A 14149-nucleotide genomic window follows, 5' to 3' on the forward strand; every position below is an offset into this window, starting at 1 on the left:
TGTATAAAAACACAGTAACCTTATCATGGAGGCAAACAGGTGAACGGTTTCTTTTCGTCCGTCGCAGGCGCCACATTGCGCTGGCTCGATCTCCCGGGAGAGGGGCTTCCGCTGGTGTTTATCCACGGCCTCGGCTGCGCGTCCTCTTACGACTACCCCCGCGTCGCCAGCGACCCCGCGCTCAACGGGCGGCGCAAAATACTTATCGACCTCCCGGGCTTCGGCTACAGCGATAAACCGCACGGATTTAGTTACAACATACATAAGCAAGCGCAAGCTGTGGAGCAGGTCCTCAACCACCTGCGCCTGCAGCGCTTCGCGCTGTATGGGCATAGCATGGGTGGAAGCATCGCCATCGAAGCGGCAGGGCTGCTGGCGGAGCGAGTGACGACGCTGCTGGTGTCTGAACCCAACCTGTTCGCCGGAGGCGGTGAGTACAGCAGACGCATTGCGGCGCAGGCAGAGGGGGCCTTTATCGCTGAAGGTTACGCCAGGATGCTGGCGGAAGAGCGCTCGCCGTGGGCCGGCTGTTTGCAAAACAGCGCCCCCTGGGCCGTCTGGCGAGCCGCCAGCAGCCTGATAAACGGCAGCGACACGCCCTGGTTTACCCAGCTCTGCCAGCTGCGCTGTCAGAAGATGCTGATCGTCGGCGAGCAGTCGCTCCCTTATGCGGATATCGAACGGGCAGAGGCGCACGGGATCCCGGTCGGGATTGTGCCCCACGCGGGGCACTCGATGGCGTGGGAAAACCCGGAAGGGCTGGCGCAACTCATCGCCAGCCACGGCTAAGGGGAGACGGCGTCAGAAAGGCAGTTCGCGGGGCTGGGTCTGGAGCGTTATCCAGCGCAGCTCAGTGAATTCTGCAATTCCGGCCCGGCCGCCGAACCGGCCATAGCCGGAGGCTTTGCAGCCGCCAAACGGCATCTGCGCTTCATCATGAACGGTTGGACCATTGATATGGCAAATGCCGGTTTGCAGACGTTGCGCCAGGTTCCACGCTCTGGCGCTGTCGCGGCTGTAGACCGCCGCGGAAAGGCCATATTCGCTGTCGTTGGCTACCGCCAGCGCCTCTTCGTCATTATTAACCCGAATAATCGCTTTTACCGGGCCGAAGGACTCTTCGTTCCACAGCCGCATCTCGCGGGTGACGCCGTCCAGTAAGGTCGGCGCCATGTGGGTATCGCTGGCTTTACCGCCGGTCAGCAGGCGGGCGCCCTTGGCTATGGCATCGTCGATTAACGCGTTGCAGCGGGTGACGGTATTCATGTCGACCACCGGGCCGGTCAGGCTGGCGGGGAGAGAGGCGGCGCGCCTCGCCAGCAGAGGGATAAAGCGCTCCGCCACGGCGTTGTCGACAATAATGCGCTCGGTGGACATGCAGATCTGTCCGGCGTTGGCGAAGGCGCCAAAAATGGCGCCCGCCGCCGCCTGTTCGATATCGGCATCGTCGAGGACCAGCAGCGGCGCTTTGCCACCGAGCTCCAGCACCGCTGGTTTCAGATACTGCCCGCAGGTGCGGGCGATAATCCGCCCCACCGGCGTGGAGCCGGTAAAGTTGACGCGCCGCACCGCCGGATGGGCGATCAGCGACTCCACCAGCGCCGGCGCGTCTTGCGGCGCGCAGGTAAGATAGTTCACCACACCCGGCGGGAAGCCCGCCGCGTCGAGGGCGTCGATAATCAATCCTTGTGTCGCCGGGGAGAGCTCAGCGCCCTTGAGGATCACCGTGTTGCCGCAGGCCAGCGGCGTCGCCAGCGCCCGGGTGGCAAGGATCAGCGGCGCGTTCCACGGCGCCATGCCCAGCACCACGCCAGCCCCCTGGCGAACGCCCATCGCCAGATTGCCCGGCACGTTGGATGGAATGATCTGTCCTTCAATCTGGGTGGTCAGCGCCGCCGCTTCGCGCAGGATATCAGCCGCCAGATGGACGTTAAATCCGGCCCAGTGCGCGGTCGCGCCGGTTTCCGCCGCCATGGCGGCGATAAATTTAGCCTCCCGCAACAGCATATGTTCCGCCGCGTCGAGCAGTAAGCGACGCCGTTCCGCCGGGAGCGTATCGCGCCACTGCGGGAAGGCGCTGGCCGCGGCCACAACGCAGCGTTTGCCGTCGGCGAGACTGGCGGCAGCGGCAACCGAAGCGACATCATCTTGGGCCGGGTGGCGCCGGGTGAAGGTCCGACGGTCTTCGGCATCATGCCACTGGCCATCAATGTACAGATTGCAGGTGATTGTCATGGGGGTAACCTCTTGTTCTGCGGTCCCTCCAGTGTACCGGTCGCGGCTGATGGCGAGCGTGAGCGGGGCGGTTATCGCACATTTTTTTGCCGTAATTGTGCGTAGCTCACAACATCCCAATCGTGCCTGACGCAAAAAGCAGCGCGACGCCGATTAAACCAGCAAATTCAGCGCGATTGGCATAAGGTGATAGCCATTGATTATTTGCCGGTGGCGAGGGGCTGTGCTGTTATTACTGTTCTTATAATCAATAATCAGGACTTATAACCATGTCTACAGGGAAAACCACGCTGGCGCTGCTGCTGAGCGCGCTGTTGCCGGTCAGCGCCGCATGGGCCGCGGGCAATGATACGCTGGTCTATTGCTCAGAGGCCTCCCCGGAGTCTTTCAACCCGCAGATCGCCAGCTCCGGCCCGTCGTTCGTCGCCAGCTCGCAGGTGCTGTATAACCGCCTGGTCACTTTTGACCCGGTGAAGAACACGCCGATCCCTTCGCTGGCCACCGAGTGGCACGTCTCTGAGGATGGCAAGACCTGGACCTTCACGCTGCGTCAGGGGGTGAAGTTCAACAGCAATAAATTCTTCAAACCGACCCGCGATTTTAACGCCGACGACGTCCTGTTTTCCGTACTGCGCCAGATGGATCCTCAGCATCCTTATCACAAGGTGTCGCAGGGGAACTATGAGTACTTCCACGACGTGGGCCTCGATAAGCTGATTAAGTCGGTGAAAAAGGTCGATGACTATCACGTCCAGTTCGTACTTAACGAGCCGAACGCGGCGTTTCTTGCCGACTGGGGAATGGACTTCGCCTCTATTCTGTCGGCGGAGTATGGCGAGGCGATGCTGAAGAAAGGGACGCCGGAAAACGTTGATAACTGGCCTGTCGGTACCGGACCCTATGCCCTGCAGCAGTATAAAGTGGATTCGCAAATCCGCTATATCGCCAATCCCCACTACTGGGAAGGCGAGGTGCCGACTAAGCACTTAATCTTTTCCATCACGCCAAACGTCGAGACACGCCTGGCGAAACTGCAGACTAACGAGTGCCAGATTATTCCTGCGCCTTCGCCGGTTCAGTTCCCGGTAATTAAGGGCAATAAAGATCTGGCGCTGCACGCCGTCGAGGCGCTGAACGTCGGCTACCTGGCGTTTAACACGGAGAAAAAACCGTTTGATAATGTGCTGGTGCGCCAGGCGTTAAACTATGCCACCGACAAGCAGGCAATCGTTAAGGCGGTGTTCCTCGATTCCGGTACGGTGGCGAAGTCACCGATCCCGTCCACCATGCTCGGGTATAAAAAAGACCTCCCGGACTACGACTACGATCCGCAGAAAGCGAAAGCGCTGCTCAAGCAGGCGGGTCTGGAGCAAGGGGCGGAAGTGACCCTGTGGTCGATGCCGGTTCAACGTCCGTACAACCCGAACTCAAAACGCATTGCTGAAATGATCCAAAACGACTGGGCGAAAGTCGGGGTGAAAGCGAAGATCGTCAGCTATGAGTGGGGCGAATACCTCGCCGGCATGCGTAAAGGCGAACACGATAGCGCGCTGTACGGCTGGATGTCGGACAATGGCGACCCGGACAACTTTGCCGGCACGCTGCTCAGCTGTGATAATATCCAGACCGGCTCTAACGCCGCCCGCTGGTGCGATAAGTCGTATGACGCGCTGGTGAAGAAAGCGCTGCTGGTGAGCGATCCGCAGGCGCGCGCCACGCTCTATGAACAGGCGCAAGAGATCTTCTACCAGCAGGCGCCGTGGATCACCCTGGCGACCGGCAAGACCTTCTATGCCACCCGCAGTAACGTCAGCGGCTACCGCGTGAGCATGATGGGCAGCGATTTTTCCAAAGCGAAGCTGAATTAAGCGAAAGGAGAACAGGATGGCACATCTGGATGAGGTTATCGTCAAAGTCGATGACACTATTGCCGAGGGGGTTATCGCTCATATGAATGAGCTGCTGATCGCCCTGAGCGATGACGCGCAACTCAGTCGTGAGGAGCGCTATACCCTGCAGCAGCGCCTGCGCACCGCTATCGCCCACCATGGCCGACAGCATCAGGAAGAGCAGGACGCGCGCCGCGAGCAGTTGACCAAAGGCGGCGCGATCCTCTGAAGAGGTGCTCAGAACTGGCGTCTGGCCACCAGCCAGGCGCCCACCACCAGCATCACTGCGCCGCATAATGGCCCGAGCAGCGCCCGCAGCGGTACGCCGTGGGCGCGAATTAAATCCATGATCAACCCGCCGACCAGCTGGCTGGCCACCAGTACCGCAATGGTGGTGGCCGCGCCGACGTTTTGATAGCCGCTGATGCTGGCAAAAACGAAAAAGGACCCCAGCAGGCCGGGGATCAGCGTCCACCACTTCACGCTCAGGGCCAGCTCCTGAAAGCCAGCGGCGCCCTGGCGCAGGAGTAACAGGGTCACGAAAATAACGATACCCACCAGCGAATTGAGCAGCATGGCGATGAGGATCGTCGACGCTGACTGGGTGATGCGCACCATCAGGGTGTTCTGTAGTACCAGGCCTACGCCGGCGGCCACCAGACAGGCGAGGGTGAGCGACGCATTCATGCCTTACCGTCCGGTTCCTGGCGCGCATCCAGCTGCAGCTGCATAAAGGTGAGATCCAGCCAGCGGCCAAATTTGGTTCCCACCTGCGGCATCTGCCCGGTGGTGATAAAGCCCAGCGTTTCATGCAGGTGCAGCGAGGCGTGGTTCTGCGACTCGATCCCGGCGACCATCACATGTTTATTCAGCCGCCGCGCTTCGGCGATCAGCGCAACCAGCAGTTTGCGGCCCAGGCCTTTCCCCTGATGGTCGGGGTGAACGTACACCGAATGCTCCACGGTGTGGCGAAAGCCGTCAAACGCGCGCCAGTCGCCAAAGGAGGAATAGCCGGTGATGACGCCGTTTTCCTCGCTCACCAGCACCGGAAAGCCTGCCAGCTGGCGGGCTTCAAACCATGCGATGCGGTTGTCGGTATCCACGGTTTTGTCATTCCAGATAGCGGCGGTATGCACGACGGCGTGGTTATAGATCTCGGCGATCGCCGCGCAATCGTCTTTAATGGCAGGGCGGATGGACATAGCAAACCTCAGTTTTTCGTACACTATAGTAGTACGATATTATTACAATAATGAACGCCACGCTGTCATCCGTTTTCAGCAAATTTTTTCCTGATGGGCCAGGGGTTACGCGGCACGACGGGCGGTTGTGTAATGCCTGCGCGCACACTATAGTGTTACGTTATGAATACTATAGAAGACAACCTCAATCAGCGCATTAGCGCGCGCATCCGCATCGAGCGCGAATCCCGCGGCTGGTCGCTGAACGACCTCGCCGAACGGGCTGGCGCTTCGCGGGCGATGATCCATAAGATCGAGCGCGGTGAAAGCAGCCCGACGGCCTCAATGCTGGGCCGCCTTTCCGGCGCCTTCGGCATCAGTATGTCAACGCTGATCGCCCGGGCGGAAATGCAGGAGGGCAAGCTGCTGCGTTTTGCCAGCCAGCCGGTATGGCACGACCCGCAAAGCCACTATCTCCGCCGCCACGTCTCGCCGCGCAGCGATCTGCCCATTGACATGGTGCAGATCGAGCTGCCGCCCGGCAGCGATGTGCCGATGCCGGCCTCGTCCTACGCGCTGGCCCGCCAGCTGATCTGGCTGCAGCAGGGCGAACTGGTGTTCATGGAAGGGAATACCCGCCACGAGATGCAGACAGGGGACTGTCTGGAGCTCGGCCCGCCGAACGACTGCCGCTTTATCAATGAGTCCGCAGAGACCTGCGTCTATCTGGTGGTGCGCCTTAATCAATCGCCATCCGGCTCTTAATGTTAAAGCGCATTGCGCATAAAGCAGCTAGCCTCAGTACAGTCTGCTAACAAGAGGAGTTTGCTATGACAGAACAACCGCAACGCCATCGCCGCTGGGTACTGGCTTCCCGTCCCCATGGTGAACCGACGGCAGAGCATTTCCGCCTGGAAGAGAGCGAGGTACCGACGCCAGGGCCGGGTCAGGTTCTGCTGCGTACCGTTTATTTATCGCTGGATCCCTATATGCGCGGGCGGATGAGCGACGCGCCGTCCTATTCACCGCCGGTGGCCATCGGCGCGGTGATGGTGGGCGGGACCGTGAGTCGCGTCGTGACCTCGCAGCATGATGATTTTCAACCAGGCGACTGGGTGCTGGGCTACAGCGGCTGGCAGGATTATGAGCTTTCCGACGGCAGCGGACTGGTGAAGCTGGGGGACAACCCGCAGCACCCGTCCTGGTCGCTGGGGGTTCTGGGGATGCCGGGCTTCACCGCCTACATGGGGTTGCTGGACATTGGCCAGCCGAAGGCGGGTGACACGCTGGTGGTCGCTGCGGCCACCGGGCCGGTGGGCGCCACGGTCGGACAGATCGGCAAAATTAAGGGCTGCCGTACCGTCGGCATCGCCGGCGGCGCGGAGAAGTGTCGCTATGCGGTTGACACCTTAGGCTTTGATGTCTGCCTTGACCATCGCGCAGCGGACTTTGCCGAACAGCTGGCCCAGGCCTGCCCGCAGGGCATTGACGTCTACTACGAAAACGTCGGCGGCAAGGTGTTTGACGCGGTGCTGCCGCTGCTGAATACCGCGGCGCGGGTTCCGGTCTGCGGGCTGGTGAGCGGCTATAACGCCACCGGTCTGCCGGATGGGCCGGATCGTCTGCCGTTGCTGATGGCGACCATCCTCAAGAAACGCATCCGGATGCAGGGCTTTATTATCGGCCAGGATTACGGGCATCGGATCGCGGAATTCCAGCAGCAGATGGGGCGCTGGGTGCAGGAGGGGAAAATTAAATATCGCGAACAGCTGATTGACGGTCTGGAGCAGGCGCCGCAGGCGCTGATCGGCCTGTTGAAAGGCGAAAACTTTGGTAAGGTGGTGATCCGCGTGTCGGCGGACGACTAATACGCCGGGTTTAGCCTGAATGCGCCTCTCTCCCGGCCGGGAAGAGAGGCGCTGCATGAATATCAGGCGTAAAAGGCTAACCGCTGGGCGAGCAGATCGACAAAGGCTTCGCGGTCCACATCCAGCAGCAGGGTGGTATTGGGCGGATTGCCGGTCAGATGGTAGTAATCGACCACCGTCATCCCCTGGGTATATTTTCCTTCCGTTTCCACGCCGACCCAGCGCTCGATGGTGGTAAAGAGCTCCGGCTTGAGGAGCCAGGCGATGGTGCAAGGGTCGTGCAGCGGTGCGCCGTCGAAGCCCCACTTTTCATCCTTATGGTAGGCCATAAAGAAGTCGAGCAGTTCGGCGACGATAGTGGATACCGGATTGCCAATCTTGCGGAATCGCTCAATATCCGCAGGAAGGATCTGCGCCCGGTGGGTGACATCCAGGCCCGCCATTACCACCGGGATCCCCGACTGAAAGACCATCTCCGCAGCCTGCGGATCAACGTAGATATTAAACTCCGCCGCCGGCTGCCAGTTGCCCAGCCCCATGGCGCCTCCCATGATCACGATGCGGGCGATCTTCACGTGCAGATCCGGATGGCTGGCGAGCAGCAACGCCACGTTAGTCTGCGGCCCGGTGGCCACCAGAGTCACCGGCTCCCGGCTTTCCCGCAGCACTCTGGCCATCAGCTCGACGGCGGTGCAGTTCTGCGGGGAAAAGGCCGGCTCCGGCAGGTTCGGTCCATCCAGTCCGCTTTCCCCGTGCACGTTATCGGCGATGATCAGGTCGCGCATCAATGGCTTCCACGCGCCGCCGGCGACCGGAATATCCGCTCGGTTCAGCAGGGTCAGCATACGCAGCACGTTGCGCAGGGTCTTCTCCGGCGTCTGGTTGCCTGCGGAGGCGGTGACGGCTTTCACCTCCAGCTCCGGCGAGGCGAGAGCGAGGACCAGGGCGATCGCGTCATCATGTCCCGGATCGCAATCAATCATAATCGGCAGTGCCATAGCAGCTCCTTGTTGGCGTTGTTCTGTGACCAGACTAACGCTGCGGCGCGAAGCAGACGAGATAGTGTGCAGAATAGTGTGATGGCAAGCACGGTTGCACCGGCAATCGCACGGTTAGTCGCGGCGGTCCTGCGTCATCAGGCCTCGCCTTGCGGTGGCGCAAGCTTGCGTCCGCCGCGGCGCGATAGAATAAAAATCGCTAATCCTTACGGATATTAATGGTTTGCTTTTCGGCGAGCGGATTCTTATCCTTAAGAAAACTCAAGAGGTTATGACGATGAAAGATGTAGTAGATAAATGCAGCACCAAAGGCTGCGCCATTGATGTCGGGACGATCATTGATAACGAGGACTGCGTCTACCGGGCTGAGAAATTATTCCCGAGCCGCGAGGAAGCGGAGTCAACCGTAGCCGCCGTTCGCGAGCGTGCCGCCGCGGCGGCGCCCGCCAGTGAACCGCCGCAGGTTGACTACACCCTCGCCGCCGCCGGCGACGAGGTGAAGCTCGATCTGTCCATCGCCTTCTCCTGCCAGGCGGAAAAGATCATTTTCGAATTGTCCCTGAGAAACCTGCTTTAATCAGCGTCCTGGGCGCCAGCGCCTGAGAATAACGCCTTCGCCCGCGAATCCGCGGGCGAAGTCGAGCGTTACTCGAAGCGCCAGGCGAGGTTTAGCCCGATACCGTAGTTGCGTCCGGGCGCGGGCTCGTAGTAGCGTCCGTTGGACTCGTTGACGATGACGGACCCGACGTACTCGCGGTCGAACAGGTTGTCGACCCGGCCGAACAGATCCATATCCATCCTGCCATAGCTCCACTTATAGCCGGTCGTCAGGCCGACCACCGTCCAGGACGGGGCTTTGGCGGTGTTTTCGTCATTCGCCATGATGTCGCTCATGTAGCGAATATCGCTTCCGGCGTACCAGCCCTGCTCCGGCTGATAGCCGAAGGAGGCGTAGCCCATATTGCGCGCGATCCCCGGAATACGGTTACCGTTGCAGCTGGCGTCGCCGCAGACGTTGGTGCGATAGGTCGCGTCCAGCCAGGTCCAGGCCGCCTTCAGGCGCCAGCTCTCGCCAAACTGCTGATCCAGTCCCAGCTCCATGCCCTGACGACGGGTCTTGCCGGCGTTTTTATAGCTGGTGCGCCCGCCGCTGCTGCTGTCGACCACGATCTCATTATCGGTATCAGTCTGGAACAGGGCGGCGGTGAGCAGCCCATTGCCGATCCGCGTCTTGCTGCCGATCTCCACCGTGTCGTTGGTGGAGGGCTTCAGGCCGAAATTAAGGCCGCTCTGGTTATCGGAGCGGTATGACAGTTCGTTGATGGTCGGCGTCTCGAAGCCGCGGCCGGCGGAGAGGTAGACGTTCCACGCGTCGGTCAGGGCATACTTCAGCGAGCCTGCGGGCAGCCATTTGTGATAGCTGGCATCGCCGCTGTCATCGCCATTGCCCGGCGTGATGTAGTAGTCATTCGAATCGAACCATACCGAGCTGTAGCGCACCCCGGCATCGAGCGAAAGTTTGTCGGTGAGCTGCCACTGGGTCTGCAGGTAAGGGTCGACGTTCCACATCAGGTTGCGTTCGTTACGACGCAGCGCGCCCTGTTCGCCATACTGCGGCGCGCCGTTGACCATCACAAAGTTTTCATAGCCTTTGCGGCGCTCGCTCATGTTCTCGTAGTCAAGACCGACGGTCAGGGTGACCGGCACCAGCAGCTCCCCGCGATGAGTCAGCCGGGTATCGATCCCCTGGTAGTGGCGGGTGAGGTCAATCACCCCGCCGGCGTGGCTCGGCTTCAGCTGCGGCGCGCGCGGGATCGACTGGAACTGGGTGGTTTCGCGTTCCCCGGCGTACATCATGACGCTGAGATCGTCCTGGGCGCTCAGCTGGCGCTCATAGCGCAGACCGGCCTGGGTCTGCCGGGTATTTTTGCGGGTATTATACTGGTCGCCGCGCGGCGACTGGCGCGGGTTATCGCGCCATTCATCGGCGGTTAAGCCGCCGGCGTCATTGGCTTTGATATCGACACTATTCAGCAGCAGAGTCAGCTTACTGACGTCGTTGATACGCACCCCCAGCCGGGCGTTGGCCAGATTTTTGCGCGCGCCGCTGTGATCGCGATAGCCGTGGGTGGTGAAGCGGTTAGTCGACACCGTGTAATCCACATCGCCCGCGTGGCTGCCGTCGCCAACGGCGCCGGTGGCTTTCATTCCATAGTGCCAGGTGCCAAAGCTGCCATAGTAGCTGCTGGCTTCCACGGTGGGCGGCTGGGTGCCGGTCTGGCTGGTGACGTTGATCACCCCGCCGGACGAGTTACCGTAGAGGGCAGAGAAGGGGCCGCGCAGCACCTCAATGGTGTCGACGCTGCCGATATCGATATTGGACGTCTGCCCCTGGCCGTCGGGCATGGTCGCTGGAATGCCGTCCACATAGATGCGCAGCCCGCGCACGCCGTAGGTGGAGCGGGAACCAAAGCCGCGAATCGACAGCTGCAGATCCTGGGCATAGTTTTGCCGGTTCTGTACCTGCAGGCCCGGCACGGCGCCTAGCGATTCAGAAAGGTTGACGCGCGGCGCGGCCTGGCGCATCTCATCCCCATTGACCACGCTGACGGCGGCGGGGGTATCCAGTTCAGAAACGGTGGTTGGCGCAGCGGTCACCACCATGGTTTGTTCATCGGCGGCCTGGGCGGCGGCGATGAGCGGCAGCAGCAGGGCCGGCAAGGCCGCATGTCGCACGGATAGGATTTTCATCGATAGTACTCGGGAGACGAACCAAATGGAACATATGTATATATGTTACCCCGTTTGTAAAATATTTGAAAATTATTAACTGCCGTTGGTTAACGGATAGTGCTCAAGGCTGACGAATTTACCGAACAACAACAATTAGCGCTCCACTTTAATAAGAATAATGATTACTATTCTCATTCAAAACAAGGTAGAGCCATGACTTTGCCGCCGGAAGCGATGTCGGGTCAGCACATACAGGTTTATCAAAGGGAGTCGTCATGTCATTACGTCAGTTTGCCGCGCCGCGTCTGCGCCATTCACTGTTATTCACTTCTCTGCTGCTGGCAGGCAGCTTTAGCGCCCACGCCGCGGAAGAGATGCTGCGCAAGGCCGTCGGGAAAGGGGCCTACGAAATGGCCTACAGCCAGCAGGAGAACGCGCTATGGGTTGCCACTTCGCAGAGTCGTTCGCTGGACAAGGGCGGGATTGTGTATCGTCTTGACCCCACCACCCTCGACGTGACGCAGATTATTCACAACGATCTGAAGCCGTTCGGCGCCGCTATCAACCATGCCACCGGTACGCTGTGGTTTGGCAATACCGTTGACAGCACCGTCACCGCCATTGACGCCAAAACCGGCGCCGTGAAGGGGCGACTGGTGCTGGACGAGCGTCAGCGCAGTGAAACCGTGCGCCCGCTGCAGCCGCGCGAGCTGGCGGTCAATGAGCAAACCAACACCGTCTACATTACCGGTCTGGGCAAAGAGAGCGTGATTTGGGTGGTGGACGGCGCTACCCTGAAGCTGAAAACGACCATTACCGGCACCGGGGCAATGGCGACGGGCCTGGCGATCGACCCGCAGGCTAAGCGTCTCTATACCACCAACGCCGACGGCGAACTGCTAACCATCGACAGCGAGAACAACACCATTGTGTCGCGCAAAAAATTGCTGGATGACGGCAAGGCGCATTTCTACCTTAACCTGAGCCTCGATACCGCCGGCCACCGCGCCTTTATTACCGACAGCAAGCAGCCGGAAGTGCTGGTGGTCGATACCCGCGACGGTAAGGTGCTGGAGAAAATCGCCGCGCCGGAATCGCTGGCGGTGCTGTTCAACCCCACCCGCAACGAAGCCTATGTGACGCATCGTAAAGCGGGGGAGGTGAGCGTTATCGACGGCAAGAGTTATAAGGTGGTGAAGACCTTTAAAACGCCGACCCATCCCAACAGCCTGGCGCTCTCTGATGACGGCAAAACGCTGTACGTCAGCGTGAAACAAGCTTCCAGCCGTGAGAAAGAGGCCACCGCCCCGGACGATGTGATCCGCATCGCGCTGTAAGGTCCCCGGGCGCGACGACCACTGCCACCGGTGGTCGCGCCCGGCATCTCACCCTCTGTTACAAACGCGTATTGGCCTGATAAACCAGATGGTTATACACTTACCCCTTTCCCGCCTCGCGCGGGCAGTGGTAATCAGTGGAGATAAAATGAAAAAGCCATTCATGGTGATTTGCGCCGGCGCGATGCTGGCCTTGCTGGCAGGCTGTTCGTCCAACTACGTTATGACCACCAAAAGCGGTCAGACGATCGTGACTCACGGCAAGCCGCAGCTGGATAAAGAAACGGGGATGACCAGCTATATCGATGAGTCTGGTAATAAGCGGGAAATTAATAGCAGCGACGTGTCGCAGTTGGTTGAGGATAACTAAGTCCTGACCTCCCGGTTTGCCCGCGATGGACAAACCGGGAGTCTTGCCATTTACTGCTTGAGCGTCGGCGCTGTGCTGTGAATCGCATGCACGCGCTTACGCACGCCAAACCAGCCCGCCACCAACAGCACCGCCAGCAACGGGATGGAGCCAATGGTATAGGTGCCGTTCGGATAATCGAAGGCCATCAGCACCAGCACGCTAAACAGGAACAGCAGCGTCAGCCACGAGGTGAACGGCGCCCCCGGCATTCTGAAGCTCACCTGAGCCGCTTTCCCTTCCTTAATCGCTTTGCGCAGACGCATCTGACACACCACGATAAAGCCCCAGGAAGCAATGATCCCCAGCGAAGCGACGTTGAGGACGATCTCAAACACCTGCGACGGCACCAGATAGTTGAGGAACACCCCGACCACGTACACCGCCAGCGTCGCCAGGATCCCGGCGTAAGGGACGTGGTGACGGCTCATCTTCGACATGAACTTCGGCGCGGAGCCCCCCATCGACATGGAGCGCAGAATACGTCCGGTGCTGTAGAGGCCGGAGTTAAGGCTGGAGAGGGCGGCGGTTAATACCACGATGTTCATCACGCTGCCGATGTACGGCACGCCCAGTTTTGAGAAGAAGGTAACAAACGGGCTCTGTCCCGCCTGGTAGGCGTTCCACGGCAGCAGCAGCACCAGCAGCACCACCGACCCGACGTAGAACAGGCCGATACGCCAGATCACGCTGTTGATGGCCTTCGGCACCATCCTCTCCGGATCTTTACACTCACCGGCCGCGGTGCCCACCAGCTCAATGGAGGCGAAGGCGAAGACCACGCCCTGCACCAGCACCAGCGCCGGCAGGAGGCCGTGCGGGAAGAAGCCGCCGTTATCGGTGATCAGGTGGAAGCCTGTGGCATTACCGTCCAGCGGCTTACCGGAGCCGAGGAAAATGGTACCGACCACGAGAAACGCGACGATCGCCAGTACTTTGACCAGTGCGAACCAGAACTCCATCTCGGCGAACCACTTCACGCCGATCATGTTCATGGTGCCAACGATGGCCAGCGCGCCAAGGGCGAAGACCCACTGCGGCACATCGCCAAAGGCGCCCCAATAGTGCATATACAGCGCCACGGCGGTGATATCGACGATCCCGGTCATCGCCCAGTTAACGAAGTACATCCAGCCGGCCACGTAGGCGGCTTTTTCGCCGAGGAATTCCCTGGCATAAGAGACGAAGCTGCCGCTCGAGGGGCGGTGGAGAACCAGTTCGCCGAGCGCGCGAAGAATAAAGAAAGAGAAGATGCCGCAGACCAGATAGACCAGTGCGAGCGCTGGCCCTGCCATTTGTAAACGTGCCCCGGCGCCGAGGAACAAACCGGTACCGATGGCGCCGCCGATGGCAATCATCTGTACCTGACGGTTGCCCATCGCTTTGTGATAACCCGCTTCGTGTGAGTTGAGCCAGTGGCGTTTTGCAGCATGGTGCTCCGCTGCAGTGTCGTGTTTCGTATTCATTGATGTATCAGTTTCCTGTCAATGCCCATGTTT

At 60.1% G+C, this 14149-nt stretch carries 14 protein-coding genes; 8 read left to right on the top strand and 6 right to left on the bottom strand.

Features of this window, described 5'->3' with window-relative positions; all coding sequences use genetic code 11:
* The first annotated feature begins 39 nt into the window (after nucleotides 1–39).
* Complete coding sequence (locus KHQ24_RS22130) at nucleotides 40–789, top strand: alpha/beta fold hydrolase (RefSeq protein ID WP_048324441.1); 750 nt, start codon at nucleotides 40–42, stop codon at nucleotides 787–789.
* A 12-nt stretch (nucleotides 790–801) separates the two neighbouring features.
* Here KHQ24_RS22130 and KHQ24_RS22135 read toward each other — a convergent pair whose 3' ends face one another.
* Nucleotides 802–2235 (bottom strand): aldehyde dehydrogenase, encoded by a 1434-nt coding sequence (locus KHQ24_RS22135; protein WP_124989277.1) that lies wholly within the window; start codon nucleotides 2233–2235, stop codon nucleotides 802–804.
* 269 nt (nucleotides 2236–2504) lie between these two features.
* Between KHQ24_RS22135 and KHQ24_RS22140 the strand changes: the two genes are divergently transcribed.
* Both KHQ24_RS22140 and KHQ24_RS22145 read left to right on the top strand, forming a co-directional pair.
* The gene (locus KHQ24_RS22140) at nucleotides 2505–4103 is read left to right on the top strand and encodes an ABC transporter substrate-binding protein (protein ID WP_004202766.1); all 1599 of its coding nucleotides are present in this window, start codon (nucleotides 2505–2507) and stop codon (nucleotides 4101–4103) included.
* Between the two features lie 16 nt (nucleotides 4104–4119).
* The gene (locus KHQ24_RS22145) at nucleotides 4120–4353 is read left to right on the top strand and encodes a YdcY family protein (RefSeq protein WP_049116186.1); all 234 of its coding nucleotides are present in this window, start codon (nucleotides 4120–4122) and stop codon (nucleotides 4351–4353) included.
* A gap of 8 nt (nucleotides 4354–4361) precedes the next feature.
* Here KHQ24_RS22145 and KHQ24_RS22150 read toward each other — a convergent pair whose 3' ends face one another.
* Together KHQ24_RS22150 and KHQ24_RS22155 are read right to left on the bottom strand one after the other, a co-directional pair.
* Complete coding sequence (locus tag KHQ24_RS22150; RefSeq protein ID WP_023318399.1) at nucleotides 4362–4811, bottom strand: DMT family transporter; 450 nt, start codon at nucleotides 4809–4811, stop codon at nucleotides 4362–4364.
* Nucleotides 4808–5326 (bottom strand): GNAT family N-acetyltransferase, encoded by a 519-nt coding sequence (locus tag KHQ24_RS22155; RefSeq protein ID WP_004202758.1) that lies wholly within the window; start codon nucleotides 5324–5326, stop codon nucleotides 4808–4810. Before KHQ24_RS22155 ends, KHQ24_RS22150 begins: the two co-directional genes overlap by 4 nt.
* A 162-nt stretch (nucleotides 5327–5488) precedes the next feature.
* Here KHQ24_RS22155 and KHQ24_RS22160 point away from each other — a divergent pair, with 162 nt between their 5' ends.
* Together KHQ24_RS22160 and KHQ24_RS22165 are read left to right on the top strand one after the other, a co-directional pair.
* Nucleotides 5489–6070 carry a helix-turn-helix domain-containing protein gene (locus KHQ24_RS22160; protein ID WP_004202756.1) on the top strand — a complete coding sequence of 194 codons (582 nt, stop codon included), beginning with the start codon at nucleotides 5489–5491 and terminating at the stop codon, nucleotides 6068–6070.
* A gap of 65 nt (nucleotides 6071–6135) precedes the next feature.
* Nucleotides 6136–7173 (top strand): NADP-dependent oxidoreductase, encoded by a 1038-nt coding sequence (locus tag KHQ24_RS22165; protein ID WP_017900489.1) that lies wholly within the window; start codon nucleotides 6136–6138, stop codon nucleotides 7171–7173.
* 62 nt (nucleotides 7174–7235) lie between these two features.
* On the opposite strand, the gene rihA is transcribed toward KHQ24_RS22165, so the two are convergent.
* Complete coding sequence (gene rihA, locus KHQ24_RS22170) at nucleotides 7236–8171, bottom strand: pyrimidine-specific ribonucleoside hydrolase RihA (protein WP_211777474.1); 936 nt, start codon at nucleotides 8169–8171, stop codon at nucleotides 7236–7238.
* A 277-nt stretch (nucleotides 8172–8448) separates the two neighbouring features.
* Between rihA and KHQ24_RS22175 the strand changes: the two genes are divergently transcribed.
* On the top strand, nucleotides 8449–8748 hold the full coding sequence (locus KHQ24_RS22175; RefSeq protein WP_020481014.1) for a DUF406 domain-containing protein: 300 nt from the start codon (nucleotides 8449–8451) through the stop codon (nucleotides 8746–8748).
* A gap of 68 nt (nucleotides 8749–8816) precedes the next feature.
* Here the strand turns inward: KHQ24_RS22175 and pqqU are convergent, their stop codons facing one another.
* Nucleotides 8817–10922 (bottom strand): TonB-dependent receptor PqqU, encoded by a 2106-nt coding sequence (gene pqqU / locus KHQ24_RS22180; protein ID WP_065904353.1) that lies wholly within the window; start codon nucleotides 10920–10922, stop codon nucleotides 8817–8819.
* Nucleotides 10923–11179: 257 nt separating this feature from the next.
* Here pqqU and KHQ24_RS22185 point away from each other — a divergent pair, with 257 nt between their 5' ends.
* Together KHQ24_RS22185 and KHQ24_RS22190 are read left to right on the top strand one after the other, a co-directional pair.
* A complete protein-coding gene (locus KHQ24_RS22185; protein WP_004202746.1) occupies nucleotides 11180–12241 on the top strand; it encodes a YncE family protein in 1062 nt (353 codons plus the stop codon).
* 148 nt (nucleotides 12242–12389) lie between these two features.
* Nucleotides 12390–12611: a YgdI/YgdR family lipoprotein gene (locus KHQ24_RS22190; protein WP_002906779.1), complete on the top strand. Its 222-nt coding sequence runs from the start codon at nucleotides 12390–12392 to the stop codon at nucleotides 12609–12611.
* Nucleotides 12612–12661: 50 nt separating this feature from the next.
* On the opposite strand, the gene ansP is transcribed toward KHQ24_RS22190, so the two are convergent.
* Complete coding sequence (gene ansP / locus KHQ24_RS22195; RefSeq protein WP_004202744.1) at nucleotides 12662–14116, bottom strand: L-asparagine permease; 1455 nt, start codon at nucleotides 14114–14116, stop codon at nucleotides 12662–12664.
* Nucleotides 14117–14149: the final 33 nt, after the last annotated feature.

Source organism: Klebsiella sp. 54 (assembly GCF_018223875.1).
In the GTDB taxonomy this organism is placed as follows: domain Bacteria; phylum Pseudomonadota; class Gammaproteobacteria; order Enterobacterales; family Enterobacteriaceae; genus Klebsiella; species Klebsiella quasipneumoniae.